Below are 18,675 nucleotides of genomic sequence, written 5' to 3'. Positions count from 1 at the left end.
CTCGCCGCCGCGCGCCGCCTAAAGCCCGCGCCATGCGCATCACCGACGCCGAGATCGAGCTTGCCGAGCGCTGCGCCGAGGCGGCGCGCAGCGTTATCCGCCCCTATTTCCGCGCCGCCCATGGGCTGGAGGTAAAGGGCGATCAATCCCCCGTCACGCTCGCCGATCGCGAGGCCGAGGCCGCGATCCGCCGGCTGATCGAGGCACGCTTCCCGGATGACGCGATCATCGGCGAGGAATATGGCACCAAGCCGGGCTCGTCGGGGCGCGCCTGGGTGCTCGATCCGATCGACGGCACCCGCGCCTTCATCGCCGGGCGACCGATCTTCGGCACGTTGATCGCGTTGGTGGTGGAAGGCTGGCCGCTGCTCGGCGTGATCGACCAGCCGATCCTCGGCGAGCGCTGGCTAGGGGTGACAGGCCGACCGACTCTGTTCAACGGCAAGCCCACCGAAACCCGGCCCTGCGCGGCGCTCGGCGAGGCGCTGCTCGCGACCACCTCGCCCGCCCTGTTCAACGACGATCAGCTCCACGCCTTCGAGCATCTTGATGCGAAGGTCTATTCGACGATCCTGGGGGGCGATTGCTATAATTACGGCACGGTCGCCAGCGGCTGGTGCGACATCGTCGTCGAAGCCGGGCTGAAGCTCCATGATTTCGCGGCGCTCGTCCCGGTGGTCGAGGGCGCGGGCGGGCGGATGTGCGACTGGTCGGGCGATCCGCTGACCGAGAATAGCCGCGGCGAGGTGATCGCGGCGGGTGACCCGGCGCGGATCGAGGAAATCGTCGAAAGCCTCGCCTGCCGGGGCCATTGACGCTACCCCTACCCTTGCCTTTCCCGCGCGTTTCGACTAACGGCGCACGCTTCCCGCGATATTCGAGGAACGGACCGGCGAATCTGGGCTGCCGTGGCCGTTCGTAATCGTCGCGACAGTACAGGAGACGAAAATGCCCAAGCTCAAGACCAAGAGCGGTGTGAAGAAACGCTTCAAGATCACTGCCACCGGCAAGATCAAGCACGGCGTCGCCGGCAAGCGCCACCGGCTGATCAGCCACAACGCCAAGTATATCCGCCAGAATCGCGGTACCAGCGTGCTGTCGGACGCGGACACCAAGACCGTGAAGGCCTGGGCGCCTTACGGCCTGAATTGAGGGAGACGCAGTAAATGGCACGCGTGAAACGGGGTGTTACCACCCACGCCAAGCACAAGCGGATCCTGGATCAGGCCAAGGGCTATTATGGCCGCCGCAAGAACACGATTCGCATCGCCCGCCAGGCGGTGGAGAAAGCCGGGCAGTATGCCTATCGCGACCGCAAGGTTAAGAAGCGCTCGTTCCGGGCGCTGTGGATCCAGCGCATCAACGCCGGCGTGCGCGCCGAAGGCCTCACCTACTCGCAGTTCATGCACGGGCTGAAGCTCGCGGGCGTCGAACTCGACCGGAAGGTGCTCGCCGACATCGCGATGCACGAGGGCGAGGCGTTTAGCGCCCTGGTCGCGCAGGCGAAGGCGGCGCTGCCTCAGGCCGCCTGAGCCACAGCCACGCGACACGGATTTGAGGCGTCGGTGGGCAACCACCGGCGCCTTTTTCTTGGGCCGAAGGCTTGACCCCGCCCCCCGAACTGGGGTTCGAGCCGCACAGCAACAGGACCACCCGCATGACCGACACCGAAGCCCTGCACGCCGCGCTGCTCGCCCGGATCGACGCCGCCCAAAGCCCCGAGGCGATCGAGGCGGTGCGGGTGGAGGCGCTCGGCAAATCGGGCAGCGTCACCGCGCTGCTCAAGACGCTGGGCGCCCTCTCCCCCGAGGAGCGCCAGAGCGTCGCCCCGCGCATCCATGCCTTGCGCGAGGGCGTCACCGCCGCGCTCGCCGCCAAGAAGGACGTGCTCGATCGTGCCGCGCTCGACGCCCGGCTCGCGGCGGAAACGCTCGACATGACGCTGCCGGCCGAGCCGCAGCCGATGGGCAGCATCCACCCGGTGAGCCAGGTGATGGACGAGCTCGCCGAAATCTTCGCCGATTTGGGATTCGCGGTCGCGACCGGTCCGGAGATCGAGGACGACTGGCACAATTTCACCGCGCTCAACATCCCCGAGACGCACCCCGCGCGGGCGATGCACGACACCTTCTATTTCCCCGATCGCGCCGGCGACGAGCGCCGTTGGCTGCTGCGCACCCACACGAGCCCGGTGCAGATCCGCACCATGCTCAACCAGAAGCCGCCCATCCGCATCATCGCGCCGGGCCGCACCTATCGTTCGGATTCGGACGCGACCCACACGCCGATGTTCCATCAGGTGGAGGGGCTGGTGATCGACAAGGGCATCACCCTTGGCCATCTGAAATGGACGCTGGAGACCTTCCTGCGCGCCTTTTTCGAGCGCGACGACGTGCAGCTCCGCCTGCGCCCCAGCTATTTCCCGTTCACCGAGCCCTCGGCGGAGGTCGACGTGAGCTACAGCCTGGTCAACGGCAAGCGCGTGATCGGCGGCGGCGGCAATGGCGGCGGCTTCATGGAAGTGCTCGGCAGCGGCATGGTCCACCCCAAGGTGATCGCCGCCTGCGGGCTCGATCCCGATGAGTGGCAGGGTTTCGCCTTCGGCTGCGGCATCGATCGGCTGGCGATGCTGAAATATGGCATGGACGATCTGCGCGCCTTTTTCGACGGCGATCTGCGCTGGTTGAAACATTATGGCTTTGGCGTGCTCGACGTGCCGACGCTTTCGGGAGGGGTTGGCGCATGAAGTTCACGCTTTCCTGGCTGAAGGAGCATCTGGAGACCGCGGCGCCGCTGGCGGCGATCGTGGAAGCGCTGACCCGTGTCGGGCTGGAGGTGGAGGGGATGGAAGACCCGGCGGCCGCGCTCGCGGGCTTCCGGATCGCGCGCGTGCTCTCCGCCGAGCGCCATCCACAGGCGGACAAGCTGCAAGTGCTGATGGTCGAGACCGGCGAGGGGGCGCCGTTGCAAGTCGTGTGCGGCGCGCCCAATGCCCGTGCCGGACTGGTCGGCGTGCTGGGGACGCCGGGCGCGGTGGTGCCGGCGAACGGTATGGTGCTGAAGGTCGCCGCCGTGCGCGGGGTCGAATCCAATGGCATGATGTGCAGCGCGCGCGAATTGCAGCTGGGCGAGGATCATGACGGGATCATCGAGCTTCCCGCCAATGCGCCCGTCGGCACCGCGTTCGCGGATTATGCGGGTTTGGCCGATCCGGTGATCGACGTGTCGGTCACCCCTAACAAGCAGGATTGCATGGGCGTGCGCGGCATCGCCCGCGATCTGGCGGCGGCAGGGCTCGGGACACTGAAGCCGCTGGCGGTCAGCCCGGTCGAGGGGAGCGGTGCGGGGCCGGATGTGCGCACCGATGATCCAGACGGCTGCCCCGCCTTCTTCGCGCAGGCCGTGCGGGGCGTCAGCAACCGCCCGGCGCCCGATTGGATGGCGCGGCGGCTGAAGGCGGTGGGGCTGAACCCCAAATCGGCGCTGGTCGACATCACCAACTATGTGATGCTCGATCTCGGCCGCCCGCTGCACGTGTACGACATGGCTAAGCTCAGCGGCCCGCTCGTCGCGCGCAAGGCGCGCGAGGGGGAGAGCCTCGTCGCGCTGAACGGCAAGAGCTATGCGCTCGACACGACGATGACGGTGATCGCCGACGACGCGGCGGTTCACGACATTGGCGGCATCATGGGCGGCGAGCATTCGGGGGTGAGCGAGGGCACCGCCGATGTCCTCATCGAATGCGCCTATTTCGACCCCGAGACGATCGCGCGCACGGGGCAAAAGCTCGGGCTCACCAGCGATGCACGCCAGCGCTTTGAGCGCGGAGTCGACCCTGCCTTTCTGGAGGACGGGCTGGCGATCGCGACGCGGCTGGTGCTCGATCTGTGCGGCGGTACGGCGAGCGGCGTTACCCATGCCGGCCAGCCGCCCGCGCTCGCGCGAACGATCGGCTATGATCCCGCGCTCGCGGAAAAGCTGGGCGGGTTGGCGGTGGCGGAGGATCGCCAGCGCGAGATATTGGAGTCGCTCGGCTTCTCGGTGGCGCCTGATTGGCAGGTGACGGTGCCGACCTGGCGCCGCGACGTCGACGGCCCCGCCGATCTGGTCGAGGAAGTGGTCCGCATCCAGGGGATCGACCTTGTTCCCTCGACTCCCCTGCCCCGCGTGCCCGGCGTCGCCAAGCCGACCGCGACGCCCGAGCAGAAGCTCGAACGTCGCGTCCGCCGCGCCGCCGCCGCGCGCGGGCTGAACGAGGCGGTGACGTGGAGCTTTCTCCCCGAGCGCGAAGCGGCGGTGTTCGGCGGCAGCGCCTGGGTACTCGCCAACCCGATCAGCGAGGATCTGAAGGCGATGCGCCCCTCGCTGCTCCCCGGCCTGTTGAGCGCCGCCGCGCGCAACCTGAAACGCGGCGCGACGGGCGTGCGGCTGTTCGAGCTGGGCCGGCGCTATCTGGCCGAGGGCGAGCATCCGACGCTCGGCCTGGTGCTGGCGGGCGAGGCCATGCCGCGCGGCTGGCGCCAGGGCAAGGCGCGCGGCTTCGACGCGTTCGACGCCAAGGCGCTCGCGCTCGCGCTGCTGGGCGAGGCCGGGGCGCCGGTCGACAACTGCCAAGTGTTCGGCGAGGCGGGCGAGGCCTGGCACCCGGGGCAATCGGGCACCTTGCGGCTGGGGCCGAAGACCGTGCTCGCGCGCTTCGGGATGCTGCACCCGCTGACGCTGAAGGCGTTCGACCTGAGCGGGCCGGTCGCGGCGGCCGAGCTCTATCTGGATGCGATCCCCGCCAAGCGTGGCGCGGGCGGTTTCATGCGGCCGGCCTATGCCCCGCCCGCCTTGCAGGCGGTGACGCGCGACTTCGCCTTCCTGGTGCCCGCCGAGCTTACCGCCGACGCGCTGGTGCGCGCGGTGAAGGGCGCCGACAAGGCAGCGATCACCGCGGCGCGGCTGTTCGACATGTTCGCCGGCGCGGGCGTTCCCGAAGGGCAGAAAAGCCTCGCCGTCGAAGTAACGCTGCAACCGGGCGAGAAGAGCTTCACCGATGCCGAGCTGAAAGCGATCGCCGACAAGGTGGTGACGGCGGCGGCGAAGCTGGGGGCGGTGCTGCGGGGGTAGAGGCCACCGCGTGCCCCCACTTCCCCGTCACCCAGGGCTTGACCCGGAGTCCCGCTTCTTCTTCGGTCGCGAGACAGCAGGACTCCGGCTCGGGGGCCGGGGTGACGGCAAACTGAGGTTCGGGGGCGCGAGGAACATGATGACCGACTGGATCACGATCACCTCCGGCGCGCTCACCGCCGCGATCAACCCGCTGGGTGCCGAGCTGTCGTCGCTTCGCGACGCGGACGGCCGCGAGCTGATGACCGACGCCGACCCCGCCTTCTGGACGGGCCGCGCGCCGTTGCTCTTCCCGGTCATCGGGCGCTGCCATGATGATCGCATCGTAATAGACGGTCGGGCCTATCCGATGCCCAAACACGGCTTCGCTCGCCGCAGCGCCTTCGCGCTGATCGAGCACGGCGCCGACCGAGCGCTATTTCGGCTGGAGGACAGCGCCGAGACGCGCGCCGCCTACCCCTTCGCCTTCCGGCTCGACGCGAGCTTTGCCATCGAGGACGCGACGCTCACCACGACGATCAGCCTGCACAATCCCGGCGACCGCCCGCTGCCCGCGGGCTTCGGCTTCCACCCCGCCTTCGCCTGGCCGCTGCCCTATGGCGCTGCGCGGGAGGCGCACAGCATGGTATTCGACGCGCACGAGCCCGGCCTGCTCACCCGGATCACGCCAGAGGGCTACAGCACCACGCCGGTTCGCCCCAGCCCGGTCGAAGGCGACACGCTGCCGCTTGCCGACACCCTGTTCGAGGACGACGCGCTGGTGTGGAACCCGGTCGCATCGCGCGGCCTGCGCTATGGCCCGCCGCAAGGGCCGTGGCTCGACATCGCCTGGGATGCGCCCCGGCTGGGGGTGTGGACCAAGCCGGGCGCCCGCTTCGTCTGCGTCGAGCCTTGGCATGGGCTCGCGGACCCGGAAGGGTTTGGCGGCGAGTTTCGCGAGAAGCCGGGCGTGTTCGAGGTGGCGACGGGCAAGACTTGGCGGTGCGCGATGCGGGTGGAGTTGGTCGCGTAGCAGAACAAGGCCCTCACCCAACCCTCTCCCGCACGCGGGAGAGGGCCTTAAGGTAGCTCTTCTTTCTAGCCCTCTCCCGTTTACGGGAGAGGGTTGGGTGAGGGCACCTCCGTCCTCCCCCTAGCGCGGCCCCACAAATCCGCTATCGCAACGCGCCATGACCTCCCCCCGCCGCACCTTCGCGATCATCTCCCACCCCGACGCCGGCAAGACGACGCTCACCGAAAAGCTGCTCTATTTCGGCGGCGCGATCCATCTGGCGGGCGAGGTGAAAGCGCGCGGGCAAAACCGCCGCGCCCGTTCCGATTGGATGAAGATCGAGCAACAGCGCGGCATCTCGGTCACCAGCTCGGTGATGACCTTCGAGCGTGACGGCATCACCTTCAACCTGCTCGATACGCCGGGCCACGAGGATTTCAGCGAAGACACCTATCGCACCCTCACCGCCGTCGATTCCGCCGTGATGGTGATCGACGCGGCCAAAGGGATCGAGCCGCAGACGCGCAAGCTGTTCGAAGTATGCCGGCTGCGCTCGGTGCCGATCATCACTTTCGTCAACAAGGTCGATCGCGAAGGGCGCGATCCCTTCGCGCTGCTCGACGAGATCGCCGACATGCTCGCGCTCGACGTCTGCCCGATGAGCTGGCCGGTGGGCATGGGCGGCACCTTCCAGGGCATCCTCAACTTCGCGACCGGCGCCATCGCCCGACCCGAGGGCGACAGCCGCAACTTCCAGGGCAAGGTGGAGGCCGGCGCCGCGCTGCCCGAGGATGTCGCCGAAGCGGTCGAGCTGGCACAGGCTGGCTATCCGGAATTCGACGCCCAGGCTTATCGGCATGGCGACCTGACGCCGGTTTATTTCGGCTCGGCGCTCAAGGATTTCGGCGTCGCCGAACTGATCGAGGCGCTCGCCACCCATGCACCAGGGCCGCGCCCGCAACCAGCCGAACCCGCACCCGTCGCACCCGAGTCGCCCCAGGTAACCGGCTTCGTCTTCAAGGTGCAGGCGAACATGGACCCGCAGCACCGCGACCGCATCGCCTTCATGCGGCTCTGTTCGGGCACCTTCCGCCGGGGGATGAAGCTAACCCCCACCGGCCATGGCAAGCCGATCGCGATCCACTCGCCGATCCTGTTCTTCGCGCAGAATCGCGAGCTAGCCGACGAGGCCTATCCCGGCGACATCATCGGCATCCCCAATCACGGCACATTGCGCGTTGGGGATACCTTGTCCGAACGCGCCGATGTGCGCTTCACCGGGCTTCCCAATTTCGCCCCCGAAATCCTGCGCCGCGTCGCCCTGAAAGACCCAACCAAGACCAAGCAGCTGCGCAAGGCGCTCGACGACATGGCCGAGGAAGGCGTGACGCAGGTTTTCTACCCGGAAATCGGCTCCAACTGGATCATCGGCGTGGTCGGGCAGCTGCAATTGGACGTGCTGATCTCGCGTCTGGAGGCGGAGTATAAGGTCGCCGCCGGGCTGGAGCCCGCGCCGTTCGATACCGCGCGTTGGGTCTCCGCCGAAAGCCCGGCCGATCTGGAGCATTTCGCGAGCCTCAACCGCGGGGCGATGGCGAAGGACCGCGACGGCAATCCGGTCTTCCTGGCGAAATCGGCGTGGGAAGTGGGCTATGTGCAGGATCGCTATCCCAAGGTGATGTTCGCGGCGACGCGCGAACGCTGATCGCCTTTAGCATCCCCCGATCGTTAGAAGCGCATCATGCGCGCGCCCCTCGCCCTGCTGCTCCTCCCCGCCCCCGCACTGGCGCAGGAGGAAGTCGTGGTGCTCGGCACGCCGCTGCGGGCGCCACCGGGCAGCCCGGCCTATGGCGCGGTCACCATCGCGCGCGAGCGGCTCCGCGACGAAGCCTCGGGCCGGGTCGAGAACGCGCTGCGCGATGTCGCGGGGTTCCAGCAATTCCGCCGCAGCGACAGCCGCTCGGCCAACCCCAGCGCGCAAGGGGTGACGCTGCGCGCGCTCGGCGGCAACGCGACCAGCCGCGCGCTGGTGCTGCTCGACGGCGTGCCGATCGCCGATCCGTTCTTTGGTTACATCCCGTTCAGCGCACTGGTGCCGGACAGCCTCGCCCAAGTCCGGATCACGCGCGGCGCGGGGACCGGACCGTTCGGGGCCGGCGCGGTCGCAGGCGTGATCGAACTCGAAAGCGCCGGCCGCGCCGATCTCGACAGCGTAAGCGGTGCGGCGGAGGGCGGCAGTTCCAACAGCCTGCGTCTCACCGCCACCACCGCCCCCGGCCTTGGGCGTGGCTTCGCGGTGCTGGGCGGGCGATGGGAGCGCTCGGACGGTTTCTTCACCACGCCGCCCGAGCAGCGCGCGCCCGCCACCGCCCGCGCTGCTTATGAGGATTGGAGCGCGAGCGCGCGCGCCGTCACCCCGCTCGGCCCCCGAACCGAATTGCAAGGCCGGCTCACCCTGTTTCGCGATGATCGCACGCTCCGCTTCCAGGGCGCGACGAGTTTCGCCGAGGGGCAGGATGCGAGCGTGCGCGTGCTCCATCGCGGGCGGTGGCAGGTGGATGCGATCGCCTATCTCCAGGCGCGCGACTTCGGCAATCGGGTGATCTCCGCGACCAGCTTTCGCCTGACGCTCGACCAGCGCCATACCCCGGCAACCGGCTATGGCGGCAAGCTGGAGCTGCGCCCTCCCGTCGGACGCGACCATCTGCTGCGCATCGGATTCGATCTGCGCGGTGCCGAGGGGCAGCTTTACGAGGATGCCTATGCGGCGAGCGGCGCGGTCACTGCCCGGCGCACCGCGGGCGGGGGCACACTCACCCTTGGCGGCTATGCGGAGGATGATTGGACGCTGGGCGCGCTTGTGCTCACCGGCGGGGTACGGCTCGATCGCTGGACGATCAGCGGCGGCTATTTCCGCGAGCAAGGCATCACCGACACCCGTTTTCCCGCGCGCGAGGGCACCGAGCTTACCGGGCGCGCGGGGCTGTTGTGGCGCGTGGCGTCGCCGCTCGCCGTGCGCGCGGCGGGCTATACCGGCTTCCGCCTGCCGACGCTCAACGAGCTTTACCGCCCTTTCGTCGTCTTCCCGGTGACGACCCGTGCCAATCCCGATCTCGCGCCAGAACGGCTGCGTGGCGGCGAGCTGGGACTGGAGCTGACCGCCGGTCCACTGCGCGCGGGGCTCACCGGCTTCTATAACCGGCTGGAGGGAGCGATCGGCAACGTCACCCTCTCCCCCACCTTGCGCGAGCGGCGCAACCTGCCGGCAATCGCGACGCGCGGGATCGAGGCAAACTTCAGCGTCGTGCGCGGTCCCTGGTCGCTCACCGCGAGCTATGCCTATAGCGATGCGCGGGTAGAGGCGCCGGGCACCGCGCTCGACCGCCGCCGCCCGGCGCAAAGCCCGGTCCACGCCGCGAGCGCGACGCTCGGCTGGGCGCGCGCCGGATGGGGGCTGAGCACCACGCTGCGCCATCTTGGCGCGCAGTTCGAAGACGATCTGGAATCCGACCGGCTGCCGCCCGCGAACACGATCGACGCGGTGGCGCACGTGCCGATCACGCGGGGGGTTTCGCTGGTGCTGCGCGGCGAGAACCTCGCAGATGCCCGCGTCGTCACCCGCAATTCGGGCGGGAGCATCGATCTGGGCACCCCGCGCGTGCTCTGGCTGGGGGTGCGCGTCGGGCGCTGATGCGCGCCCGGCGCGCGACCGCCCTACCCGGCCATTGCCGGCAACAGCTCTTCCAGCTGCGCCAGCTGTTCGCTCCAGCCGCCGGTGCTGCCCGAGGCGATGGCTTCGTCCAGCGCTGCCTCGCTCGGGTAGAGGTCACGCACCGTGACCAATGTCTGGTCGCCGCGCGCCTCGAAACTGGCGGTGGTGACCGGCCCGGTCTCGCTCTCGTCATTGGTCCAGACGATCCGTTCGAGCGGAACCACCTCCTGATAGGTGCCGAAAAAGGTCATCGTCTGGCCGGAGGCCTGATGGTGCATCTCCAGCCGGTAGCTGCCGCCCGTGCGGATATCCATTTCGAAGCCCAGAATGGTGATGCCGAACGACGCCGGTATCCACCAGCGCCGAAACAGCTCGGGCGTGGTCCACGCCTTGAACACCAGCGGCAGCGGGCCGTTGACCAGCCGCGTGACGACCAGCTCCCGCGCCCCCTGGCGCTCGACATGCGTTTCATTCGTCTCGCTTGTGTCCATTGTCCTGCTCCTTTTTGAGTTCCCCGACCAAGGCATCGAGTTGCCCGAAACGCGCTTCCCAGATCTGGCGCTGCGCCTCGATCCACGCGGCCGCGGCTTCGAGTCCCTGCCCGCTCACCCGGCAGGTGCGCACCCGCCCGCGCTTCTCGCTGACGACGAGCCCCGCCGCCTCGAGCACGCGGACATGCTTGCGCATCCCCGTCAGCGTCAGCCCGAACTGCGCCGCGAGCGCGGTGATCGAAGCGTCCGCGCGTGCCAGGCGCTCGAGCACGCCCCGCCGCGTGGCATCGGCCAGCGCGGCGAAGGCGGCATCCAGTGGCAAGGGCAAAGACTGAACCATATGGTTCACTATTAAAACCGACTGCCCGGTGATGCAAGCGCACCGAGCGGCTGGCTGGGAAGCGGGCGCCAAAGAAAAGGGGCCCGGTCGCCCGAGCCCCCCTCCTTTTTCAGCCGAAGCCGAAGCGCTTAGAGCGATTTCGAGGCAGGTGGAATCACCTGCCGGCTCGGAAATCGCGGATAAACAAAAGCCTGGAGCGGCGATCCGATTTGATCGGATCGAAAACCGCTCTAGTCGCGGTCGCCCGTCAGGAAGGCGGGGGCGAATTCGGGGGCCGGCGCGTCGTCGCCGTCACGCTCGCGACGGGGGCCACGGCCCTCGCGACGACGGCCACCGCCCTCGCCGCGCTCGCCACGGTCACGACCGCCACGATCACCCCGATCACCGCGACCGCCCCGGTCACCGCGATCGCCACCCTCGCGCGGCGCGCGCGCCGGGCGCGAGTCTTCCAGCTCGGCGCCGGTCTCCTGATCGACGACGCGCATCGACAGGCGCACCTTGCCGCGCTGGTCGATCTCCAGCACCTTCACCTTCACCTGCTGGCCTTCGCTCAGCACGTCGCTCACCTTCTCCACCCGCTCGTTGCGGATTTCGGAGACGTGGACCAGCCCGTCGCGCCCGCCCATGAAGTTCACGAAAGCGCCGAAATCGACGAGGTTGACGACCTTGCCGGTGTAGATCTTGCCGACCTCGGGCTCCTCGACGATGCCCTTGATCCAGGCGATCGCCGCCTCGATCTGCGCGGCGTCGGACGACGAGACCTTGATCACGCCCTCGTCGTCGATATCGACCTTGGCGCCGGTGGTCGCGACGATCTCGCGGATCACCTTGCCGCCGGTGCCGATCACGTCGCGGATCTTCGACTTGTCGATGGTGATCGTCTCGATGCGCGGCGCGTGCGCGCTCAGCTCGGTGCGGACTTCGCCCAGCGCCTTGGCCATTTCGCCAAGGATATGCGCGCGACCGTCCTTCGCCTGGGCGAGGGCCTGGCGCATGATCTCTTCGGTGATGCCGGCGATCTTGATGTCCATCTGGAGCGAGGTGATGCCCTCGCTGGTGCCGGCGACCTTGAAGTCCATGTCGCCAAGGTGATCCTCGTCACCCAGGATGTCCGACAGGACGGCGAAGTCCTTGCCCTCCAGGATCAGGCCCATCGCGATGCCCGATACCGGGCGCTTGATCGGCACGCCGGCGTCCATCAGCGATAGCGAGCCACCGCACACCGTCGCCATCGAGGACGAGCCGTTCGACTCGGTGATGTCGCTGGTGACGCGGATCGTGTAGGGGAACTCTTCCTTCGACGGCAGCACCGCGTGCAGCGCGCGCCAGGCGAGCTTGCCATGGCCGATGTCACGCCGCGAGGGCGCGCCGAAGCGGCCGACTTCGCCGACCGAATAGGGCGGGAAGTTATAGTGCAGCATGAAATGTTCATAGCTGATGCCGTTCAGCCCATCGATCATCTGCTCGGCGTCCTTGGTGCCGAGCGTGGTGGTGGCGATGGTCTGCGTCTCGCCCCGGGTGAACAGCGCCGAGCCGTGCGCGCGGGGCAGGAAATGCACCTCGCACTCGATCGGGCGGATCTGCGTGGTGGTACGACCGTCGATGCGGCGACCGTCCTTCAGGATCGCGCCGCGCACGATTTCCGCCTCGAGCTTCTTGACGAGCTTGATCGCCGCCATCTGCTCCTGCGGGGTCTTGTCCGCCATCGCCGCCTTGGCTTTCGCGCGGGCCGCGTTGAGCATTTCGGCGCGATCGGACTTGAGCGTGGTCTTGTAGGCAGCGGCGATATCGTCGCCGATCAGCGCGTTCAATTCGGCCTTCACGCTCGCGGTATCGTCGGCGAGCTTCAGCTCCCACGGATCCTTGGCGGCCTGTTCGGCGAGATCGATGATCGCGTTGATCACCTGCTGGCTCGCCTTGTGCGCGAACATGACGGCGCCGAGCATCACCTCTTCCGACAGCTCCTTGGCTTCGGATTCGACCATCATCACCGCGTCCTGCGTCGCGGCGACGACCAGATCGAGCTGGCCGGCGGCGACCTGCGTGTCGGTGGGGTTGAGCAGATAGTCGGTGCCGTCATAACCGACGCGCGCGGCGCCGATCGGTCCCATGAAGGGCACGCCCGACAGGGTGAGCGCGGCGGAGGCGGCGATCATCGCCAGAATATCGGGCTCGTTCTCGCCATCATAGCTCAGCACCTGAGCGATGACGTTGATCTCGTTGTAGAAACCTTCGGGGAACAGCGGCCGCACGGGGCGATCGATCAAGCGGCTGATCAGCGTCTCGCGCTCGGTGGCGCCGCGCTCACGCTTGAAGAAGCCGCCCGGGATGCGCCCGGCGGCCGAGAATTTTTCCTGATAATGGACGGTCAGCGGGAAGAAGTCCTGGCCTTCCTTCACGCTCTTGGCGGCGGTGACGGCGCAGAGCACCACCGTTTCGCCGAGCGTCGCGATCACCGCGCCGTCAGCCTGACGGGCAACCTTCCCCGTTTCGAGTGTCAGCGTCTTGCCGCCCCACTCGATCGATACCTTCTTTGCATCAAACATCTGATTTCCTTCCACCCGGCGGCCCTATGCCGGCCGGGGCCTCTCAAGTGACGGGCTAGCCGGCCCGTCGCGGTTGCGGGATAATGTCCCCGATGGGCGGCGCCGGATTGCGCCACCTCACGCCTGCCCGCCGACACCATGTCGCGCGGACGGCAATTCCTTAAAACAGCCAAGGCCCGGCTTGAAGCCCGGCCAATGCAAAAGGGGCGGCCGGAGCCGCCCCTTGGGGTTACTTGCGAAGCCCGAGCTTCGCGATGATGTCGGTATAACGCGGCCCGTCCTTCTTGCGGAGGTAATCGAGCAGCGCCCGGCGCTTGTTGACCAGCATCAGCAGGCCGCGACGCGAGTGATTGTCCTTGGCGTGCGTCTTGAAATGCTGGGTCAGGTTCTGGATGCGCTCGGTCAGGATCGCGATCTGCACCTCGGGGCTGCCGGTGTCGCCCTCGATACGAGCATGTTCCTTGATCAGCGCTTCCTTGCGCTCAGCGGTAATCGACATCGTCTTTCCTTCGGCATCACAGGTTGAAGCCGCGCAGCACGCGCCCAGCACGGGCGGTGACCGCGATCAGCGCGACGGGCGTATCGCCCAGCAGCGCGAGATATTGGCCATCGGCGGCGGCGAGCCCGATCACTTCCCGCCCCTGGCGGAGCGCCCCTGCCTGATCGGGCATGAGGGAAAGAGCCGGGATACCGTCCAGCCCCGCCCCCAATGGCAGGAGTGAATCTTGAAGGCGCGCCGCCTGCCCGAATTCGGCGAGCTTGTCCAGCGAAATCGCGTGGGACAGGTCGAACGGCCCCGCCTGGGTGCGGCGCAGATAGCTGACATGGCCGACCGTGCCAAGCGCGCGGGCGATGTCACGCGCGAGGCTGCGGATATAGGTGCCCTTGGAGACATGGGCGGTGAGGGTGATCGCGCCCAAATCCTCCCCGTTCACGGGGAGGATTTTGAGGGCGTGTACCGTCACCGCACGCCGCGCCAGTTCCACCGTCTCCCCCGCCCGCGCCCGATCATAGGCCCGCGCGCCATCCACCTTCAGCGCCGAATAAGCCGGCGGCACCTGCTCGATCGTGCCGGTGAAATGGGGCAACACCGCTTCCACCTCGGCGCGGGTCGGCCGATTGTCGCTCGTCGCGATCGCGCGCCCTTCGGCATCGAGGGTATCGGTCTCGACCCCGAAGGCGATGGTGAAATCATAGACCTTGTCGCTATCGAGCAGCCGCCCGGCAAGCTTGGTCGCCTCCCCCAGCGCGACCGGCAGCACGCCCGACGCAAGCGGATCGAGCGTGCCGCCATGCCCGACCTTCAGCTTGGGATAGCCGCCCGATCGCAGCGCGCGCTTCACCGCAGAGACGGCCTGCGTCGAGCCCAGCCCGAGCGGCTTATCGAGGATCAGCCAGCCGTGCATCGGGGACTAAAGCGTTTCGATCGGCAGCGGGCTGGCCGCAGCTGCCACGCGAGCGACCTTCTGGTCGAATGTTACGAAGGCATCGGCACTGCGCGAGCCATGGAGATGGAGCATATCGGCGAAATCAGCCCCTGCCGCGAAGCGCTCGATCGCCCAGCACAGTCCATCGGCATCGCCGACACTGACCGAGGGCAGGTCGATCAGATCGCGTAAGGTCGCGGCCACGCTCGCCCGGTCCATCGCATAGCGCGAGCCGAGCAGCCAGGCGGTTTCGAGCAAGACCGTGTCGGCGATAAAGCAAGACGCCTGCAGCAGCTGCGCCGCGCGGGCGCTCTGCGCCGGATCGTCGCCCACGACGAAGCGCGCGAGCACGTTTGTATCGACTGATTTCATCCGTCCCAGCGCGGTCCACCGCGCACCCACATTTCGGCGAGGGCCTCGTCCATCTCCTCGATCGACACCGCCGGCCCCTGATAGGCCACGCGCCCCCGGATTCGCGCCGCGATCGCTTCGAAACTTTCGCCCGATTTGCGCGCCTGCTTACGCAGCAGCACCCCATCGGGCCGCTCGACAATCTCCAGCCGATCGCCGACCGCGAGGTTCAGCCGCTCTCGCACATCCTTGGGGATGACTACCTGTCCTTTGGCCGAAAGCGTCGTCCGGGCGTTCATCTCGGTAAGATGCGTCTTACCATGGCAGCTGTCAATCGCCGCCGCCCGATCCCGCCAGTGCCGCGTTGAAATGCTTGCGGCACAGCGCGACGTAGCGCTCATTCCCGCCGATCTGCGTCTGCGCCCCTTTCGCCAGCGCGCGGCCCTGATCGTCGACGCGCAGGTTCATCGTGGCCTTGGCGCCGCAGGCGCAAACCGATTTGATCTCCTCCAGCACATCGGCGATCGCGAGTAGCCGCGCCGAGCCGGGGAAAAGCGCGCCCAAAAAATCGGTGCGCAGGCCATAGCAGAGCACCGGCACCCGGCGCTCATCGACCAGCCGGGCGAGCTGATCGACCTGCGCCGCGCTCAGGAACTGCGCTTCGTCCACCAGCACACAAGCGAGCGGAGCGGCGTCGGCGGTAACGCAGGCGTAAAGATCGGTCGCCGCGTCGAACATGATCGCCGGCGCGCTCAGGCCGATCCGCGAGCCGATCACTCCCGGCCCCGCGCGCGTATCGATCGCGGCGGTGAACAACATCGTGCGCATTCCGCGCTCGCGATAGTTGAAATCGGCTTGGAGCAGCGTGGTCGATTTGCCGGCGTTCATACTGGCATAATAGAAATAGAGCTTGGCCACCGCGGGTTAGCGCCCTCAATCCCCGCCCAAGTCGCGGGCGACTGCCGGCGCGCGCAGCAGCGCGTCGATCTTGCCGCCTTCGTCGAAGCTTTCATCGAGCAGGAAGCGCAGCTTGGCGGCATATTTCAGCTGCACCCGCCGCGCGACCTCGCTCTGGAGATAGGCGGTGTTGGTGCGCAGCGCCTTCAGCACCACCGCTTCATCGCGCCCGAGCAGCGGCTTCACGAACGCGGTCGCGGTGCGCAGATCGGGCGCCATGCGAACCTCGGTGACGGTCACGGTTGCGCCGCTCAAGACCGGATCATGCACCTCGCCGCGCATCAGGATTTCCGACAGGGCGTGGCGCACCTGCTCGCCGACGCGCAAGGTGCGGTGCGAGCGCGCTTCACCGCCCATGCTCACGCCTCCGCCGCGGCTACCGGGGTGTAGAACACCAGCCGGTTGTGCGAGGGATCGTGGACGCCGAGTTCGATCATTCCCCAGTCTTGCGTCACCGGCGCACCGGGCCTGGCGTTCTCGAACGCGCGCGATTGCAGCTCGGCGGCATAAGCGAACACATCGTCCACCGCGATCCGCACCGCCATGCCGGGCGCGCCATCGCCATAATGTTCGGACAGATGCAGCGCGCACCCGCCCCGACGCACCTCCATGTAGAGCGGCATATCGGGGGCGAAGCGGTGCTCGAAGCCGACCTCGAACCCCAGGAAATCGAGGTAGAAGGCCTTGGTCCGCCGCTCATCGAAGCTGCGCAGGATGGGGATCGGCGCACCGAACCCCATCACTACAGCGTCCGCGCGCGCAGTTCGACCTCGAACGTCTCCAGATAATCACCGGCCTTGATGTCGGTGAAGTTCTGGCTGAACGTCACACCGCATTCGAGGCCCGCGCGCACCTCCGCCACGTCGTCCTTGAAGCGGCGCAGCGAGGCGATCTCGCCCTGGTAGATGATCACGTCGTCGCGGGTGATGCGCGCCTTCAGCGCCTTGCGGATAACGCCTTCCACCACCAGCAGACCCGCCGCCTTGCCATGCTTGCCCGCCGGGAACACCTGGCGAATCTCGGCGCGGCCGACCACGGTTTCGAACGCTTCCGGCCCAAGCTCGCCTGCCATGCCGGCGCGGATTTCGTCGATCAGATCATAGATCACGTCATAATATTTGAACGCGACCTTCTGCCGCTCGGCGATCTCGCGCGCCTTGGCGTTGGGGCGGACGTTGAAGCCGATGATCGGCGCGCCCGAAGCCGCCGCCAGCGTCACGTCGCTCTCGGTAATGCCGCCGACGCCCGAATGGAGCACGCGGGCGCGAATATCCTCGCTGCCGATCTTGTTGATCGACCCGACGATCGCCTCGACCGAGCCTTGGGTGTCGGCCTTCACGACCACCGGATATTCCTTGGCCTGCTTCTCCTTCAGCGCCGAGAACATCGATTCCAGGCTCGCCGGCGCCTGGGCGGTGCGCTTGGCGTTGATCACGCCCTTGCGATATTCCGCCACTTCGCGCGCGCGCGCCTCGCTCTCGACCACCTGCAGTGGATCGCCCGCCATCGGCACGCCCGAAAGGCCGAGCACCTCGACCGGCACCGCGGGGCCGGCTTCCTTCACCTGGCGGCCCTTGTCGTCCACCAGCGCGCGCACCTTGCCGCTTTCGGCGCCGACGACGAAGGTGTCGCCCACCTTCAGCGTGCCGCGATTGACGAGGATCGTCGCGACCGGACCCCGGCCCTTGTCGAGCTTGGCCTCGATCACCGTGCCCTCGGCGGCGCGATCGGGGTTGGCGCGCAGTTCGAGCAGTTCGGCCTGAAGCTGAATCTTCTCGATCAGATCGTCGAGCCCGATCTTCTTCAGCGCCGAAACCTCGACATTCTGCACGTCGCCGCCCATTTCCTCGACGACCACCTCATGCTCGAGCAGGCGCTCGCGCACGCGCTGCGGGTTGGCGCTGTCGAGGTCGATCTTGTTGATCGCCACGATCATCGGCACGCCCGCCGCCTTGGTATGGTTGATCGCCTCGATCGTCTGCGGCATCAGCCCGTCGTTCGCCGCGACCACGATCACCACGATATCGGTGACGTTGGCGCCGCGCGCGCGCATCTCGCTGAACGCTTCGTGGCCCGGCGTGTCGAGGAAAGTGATCCGCGACTTGTCCTTCAGCGTCACCTGATAGGCGCCGATATGCTGGGTGATGCCGCCGGCTTCGCCCTTCACCACGTCGGTGCCGCGCAGCGCGTCGAGCAGGCTGGTCTTGCCGTGATCGACATGCCCCATGATCGTGACGACCGGGGGGCGCGGCTGGAGCAGATCGTCGGCTTCCTCGCTCGCGTCGAGCTGGATGTCGATGTCGGACTCCGAAACGCGCTTCACGTTATGGCCGAAATCGGTGACGAGCAGTTCAGCGGTGTCCTGGTCGATCGTTTGATTGACCGTCACCATCATGCCCATCTTGAACAGCGCCTTCACCAGATCGGCGCCCTTTTCGGCCATGCGGTTGGCGAGTTCCTGGACGGTGATCGCCTCGGGCACCACCACGTCGCGCACCTGCTTGGGCTGCGCCTCGCGCGGGCCGAGGTGACGCTTTTCCTTTTCGCGCGCACGCTTCAGCGCGGCGAGCGAGCGGGCGCGCGCGCCGCCATCGTCGTCGAGCGCGCGGTTGACGGTGAGCTTGCCCGATTGGCGGCGATCGTCCTGGCTCTTGCGGTCGCGCTGCGGACGCGCGGGTTCGGGCGCGCGGCGCGGCGCGGGACCGACGCCAGCCGGGCGCGCGGGGGCGCTGGGCGTCGCCGCCGGGG

At 67.8% G+C, this 18,675-nt stretch carries 19 protein-coding genes; 8 read left to right on the top strand and 11 right to left on the bottom strand.

What is annotated here, in order from left to right:
* Positions 1-32 precede the first annotated feature (32 nt).
* The 8 genes from hisN (at position 33) to K2X73_RS07165 (ending at position 9,794) form a co-directional block, all read left to right on the top strand.
* Entirely contained in the window at positions 33-815 is a 783-nt protein-coding gene (hisN, locus tag K2X73_RS07200) for a histidinol-phosphatase (RefSeq protein WP_294109503.1), read from the top strand.
* 133 nt (positions 816-948) lie between these two features.
* Positions 949-1,152: a 50S ribosomal protein L35 gene (rpmI, locus tag K2X73_RS07195; protein WP_294109502.1), complete on the top strand. Its 204-nt coding sequence runs from the start codon at positions 949-951 to the stop codon at positions 1,150-1,152.
* 14 nt (positions 1,153-1,166) lie between these two features.
* Complete coding sequence (rplT, locus tag K2X73_RS07190) at positions 1,167-1,532, top strand: 50S ribosomal protein L20 (RefSeq protein WP_294109501.1); 366 nt, start codon at positions 1,167-1,169, stop codon at positions 1,530-1,532.
* A 125-nt stretch (positions 1,533-1,657) separates the two neighbouring features.
* Positions 1,658-2,746 carry a phenylalanine--tRNA ligase subunit alpha gene (gene pheS, locus K2X73_RS07185; protein ID WP_294109499.1) on the top strand — a complete coding sequence of 363 codons (1,089 nt, stop codon included), beginning with the start codon at positions 1,658-1,660 and terminating at the stop codon, positions 2,744-2,746.
* A complete protein-coding gene (gene pheT, locus K2X73_RS07180) occupies positions 2,743-5,112 on the top strand; it encodes a phenylalanine--tRNA ligase subunit beta (RefSeq protein ID WP_294109497.1) in 2,370 nt (789 codons plus the stop codon). Before pheS ends, pheT begins: the two co-directional genes overlap by 4 nt.
* Positions 5,113-5,251: 139 nt before the next feature.
* A complete protein-coding gene (locus K2X73_RS07175) occupies positions 5,252-6,124 on the top strand; it encodes an aldose 1-epimerase family protein (protein WP_294109494.1) in 873 nt (290 codons plus the stop codon).
* Between the two features lie 157 nt (positions 6,125-6,281).
* Positions 6,282-7,808 (top strand): peptide chain release factor 3, encoded by a 1,527-nt coding sequence (locus K2X73_RS07170; protein WP_294109493.1) that lies wholly within the window; start codon positions 6,282-6,284, stop codon positions 7,806-7,808.
* Between the two features lie 36 nt (positions 7,809-7,844).
* A complete protein-coding gene (locus K2X73_RS07165; RefSeq protein ID WP_294109491.1) occupies positions 7,845-9,794 on the top strand; it encodes a TonB-dependent receptor in 1,950 nt (649 codons plus the stop codon).
* 23 nt (positions 9,795-9,817) lie between these two features.
* On the opposite strand, the gene K2X73_RS07160 is transcribed toward K2X73_RS07165, so the two are convergent.
* The 11 genes from K2X73_RS07160 to infB form a co-directional block, all read right to left on the bottom strand.
* Positions 9,818-10,306, bottom strand: a complete 489-nt coding sequence (locus tag K2X73_RS07160; RefSeq protein WP_294109490.1) for an SRPBCC domain-containing protein — start codon at positions 10,304-10,306, stop codon at positions 9,818-9,820.
* Positions 10,284-10,646, bottom strand: a complete 363-nt coding sequence (locus tag K2X73_RS07155; RefSeq protein WP_294109489.1) for a metalloregulator ArsR/SmtB family transcription factor — start codon at positions 10,644-10,646, stop codon at positions 10,284-10,286. The genes K2X73_RS07160 and K2X73_RS07155 overlap by 23 nt, the downstream gene beginning before the upstream one ends.
* A 230-nt stretch (positions 10,647-10,876) precedes the next feature.
* Complete coding sequence (pnp, locus tag K2X73_RS07150) at positions 10,877-13,192, bottom strand: polyribonucleotide nucleotidyltransferase (protein ID WP_294109488.1); 2,316 nt, start codon at positions 13,190-13,192, stop codon at positions 10,877-10,879.
* 229 nt (positions 13,193-13,421) lie between these two features.
* Positions 13,422-13,691: a 30S ribosomal protein S15 gene (gene rpsO, locus K2X73_RS07145; protein ID WP_294109487.1), complete on the bottom strand. Its 270-nt coding sequence runs from the start codon at positions 13,689-13,691 to the stop codon at positions 13,422-13,424.
* A gap of 16 nt (positions 13,692-13,707) precedes the next feature.
* Positions 13,708-14,598 (bottom strand): tRNA pseudouridine(55) synthase TruB, encoded by an 891-nt coding sequence (truB, locus tag K2X73_RS07140; protein ID WP_294109486.1) that lies wholly within the window; start codon positions 14,596-14,598, stop codon positions 13,708-13,710.
* Positions 14,599-14,604: 6 nt separating this feature from the next.
* Complete coding sequence (locus tag K2X73_RS07135) at positions 14,605-14,991, bottom strand: type II toxin-antitoxin system VapC family toxin (protein WP_294109485.1); 387 nt, start codon at positions 14,989-14,991, stop codon at positions 14,605-14,607.
* The gene (locus K2X73_RS07130) at positions 14,988-15,269 is read right to left on the bottom strand and encodes an AbrB/MazE/SpoVT family DNA-binding domain-containing protein (protein WP_294109483.1); all 282 of its coding nucleotides are present in this window, start codon (positions 15,267-15,269) and stop codon (positions 14,988-14,990) included. The genes K2X73_RS07135 and K2X73_RS07130 overlap by 4 nt, the downstream gene beginning before the upstream one ends.
* Before the next feature lie 31 nt (positions 15,270-15,300).
* Positions 15,301-15,888, bottom strand: coding sequence for a thymidine kinase (locus tag K2X73_RS07125; protein WP_294109482.1), 588 nt, complete (start codon positions 15,886-15,888; stop codon positions 15,301-15,303).
* Positions 15,889-15,903: 15 nt separating this feature from the next.
* A complete protein-coding gene (rbfA, locus tag K2X73_RS07120) occupies positions 15,904-16,284 on the bottom strand; it encodes a 30S ribosome-binding factor RbfA (protein WP_294109481.1) in 381 nt (126 codons plus the stop codon).
* A gap of 2 nt (positions 16,285-16,286) precedes the next feature.
* Positions 16,287-16,667, bottom strand: a complete 381-nt coding sequence (locus tag K2X73_RS07115) for a glyoxalase superfamily protein (RefSeq protein ID WP_294109624.1) — start codon at positions 16,665-16,667, stop codon at positions 16,287-16,289.
* Between the two features lie 2 nt (positions 16,668-16,669).
* Positions 16,670-18,675: translation initiation factor IF-2 (gene infB, locus K2X73_RS07110; protein WP_294109480.1), on the bottom strand; the 2,006-nt coding region annotated here is incomplete at its 5' end.

Origin of the sequence: Sphingomonas sp. (genome assembly GCF_019746665.1) — a bacterium.
GTDB lineage: Bacteria > Pseudomonadota > Alphaproteobacteria > Sphingomonadales > Sphingomonadaceae > Sphingomonas.
Note: the sequence above shows the minus strand (reverse complement) of the source record. Positions and strands in the feature narration are given on the sequence as shown.

Bases quoted from the DNA above. Each gene is read 5' to 3' on its own strand.
- hisN (WP_294109503.1), top strand. From the start codon at position 33: ATGCGCATCACCGACGCCGAGATCGAGCTTGCCGAGCGCTGCGCCGAG.
- rpmI (WP_294109502.1), top strand. From the start codon at position 949: ATGCCCAAGCTCAAGACCAAGAGCGGTGTGAAGAAACGCTTCAAGATC.
- rplT (WP_294109501.1), top strand. From the start codon at position 1,167: ATGGCACGCGTGAAACGGGGTGTTACCACCCACGCCAAGCACAAGCGG.
- pheS (WP_294109499.1), top strand. From the start codon at position 1,658: ATGACCGACACCGAAGCCCTGCACGCCGCGCTGCTCGCCCGGATCGAC.
- pheT (WP_294109497.1), top strand. From the start codon at position 2,743: ATGAAGTTCACGCTTTCCTGGCTGAAGGAGCATCTGGAGACCGCGGCG.
- K2X73_RS07175 (WP_294109494.1), top strand. From the start codon at position 5,252: ATGACCGACTGGATCACGATCACCTCCGGCGCGCTCACCGCCGCGATC.
- K2X73_RS07170 (WP_294109493.1), top strand. From the start codon at position 6,282: ATGACCTCCCCCCGCCGCACCTTCGCGATCATCTCCCACCCCGACGCC.
- K2X73_RS07165 (WP_294109491.1), top strand. From the start codon at position 7,845: ATGCGCGCGCCCCTCGCCCTGCTGCTCCTCCCCGCCCCCGCACTGGCG.
- K2X73_RS07160 (WP_294109490.1), bottom strand. From the start codon at position 10,306: ATGGACACAAGCGAGACGAATGAAACGCATGTCGAGCGCCAGGGGGCG.
- K2X73_RS07155 (WP_294109489.1), bottom strand. From the start codon at position 10,646: ATGGTTCAGTCTTTGCCCTTGCCACTGGATGCCGCCTTCGCCGCGCTG.
- pnp (WP_294109488.1), bottom strand. From the start codon at position 13,192: ATGTTTGATGCAAAGAAGGTATCGATCGAGTGGGGCGGCAAGACGCTG.
- rpsO (WP_294109487.1), bottom strand. From the start codon at position 13,691: ATGTCGATTACCGCTGAGCGCAAGGAAGCGCTGATCAAGGAACATGCT.
- truB (WP_294109486.1), bottom strand. From the start codon at position 14,598: ATGCACGGCTGGCTGATCCTCGATAAGCCGCTCGGGCTGGGCTCGACG.
- K2X73_RS07135 (WP_294109485.1), bottom strand. From the start codon at position 14,991: ATGAAATCAGTCGATACAAACGTGCTCGCGCGCTTCGTCGTGGGCGAC.
- K2X73_RS07130 (WP_294109483.1), bottom strand. From the start codon at position 15,269: ATGAACGCCCGGACGACGCTTTCGGCCAAAGGACAGGTAGTCATCCCC.
- rbfA (WP_294109481.1), bottom strand. From the start codon at position 16,284: ATGGGCGGTGAAGCGCGCTCGCACCGCACCTTGCGCGTCGGCGAGCAG.
- K2X73_RS07115 (WP_294109624.1), bottom strand. From the start codon at position 16,667: ATGGGGTTCGGTGCGCCGATCCCCATCCTGCGCAGCTTCGATGAGCGG.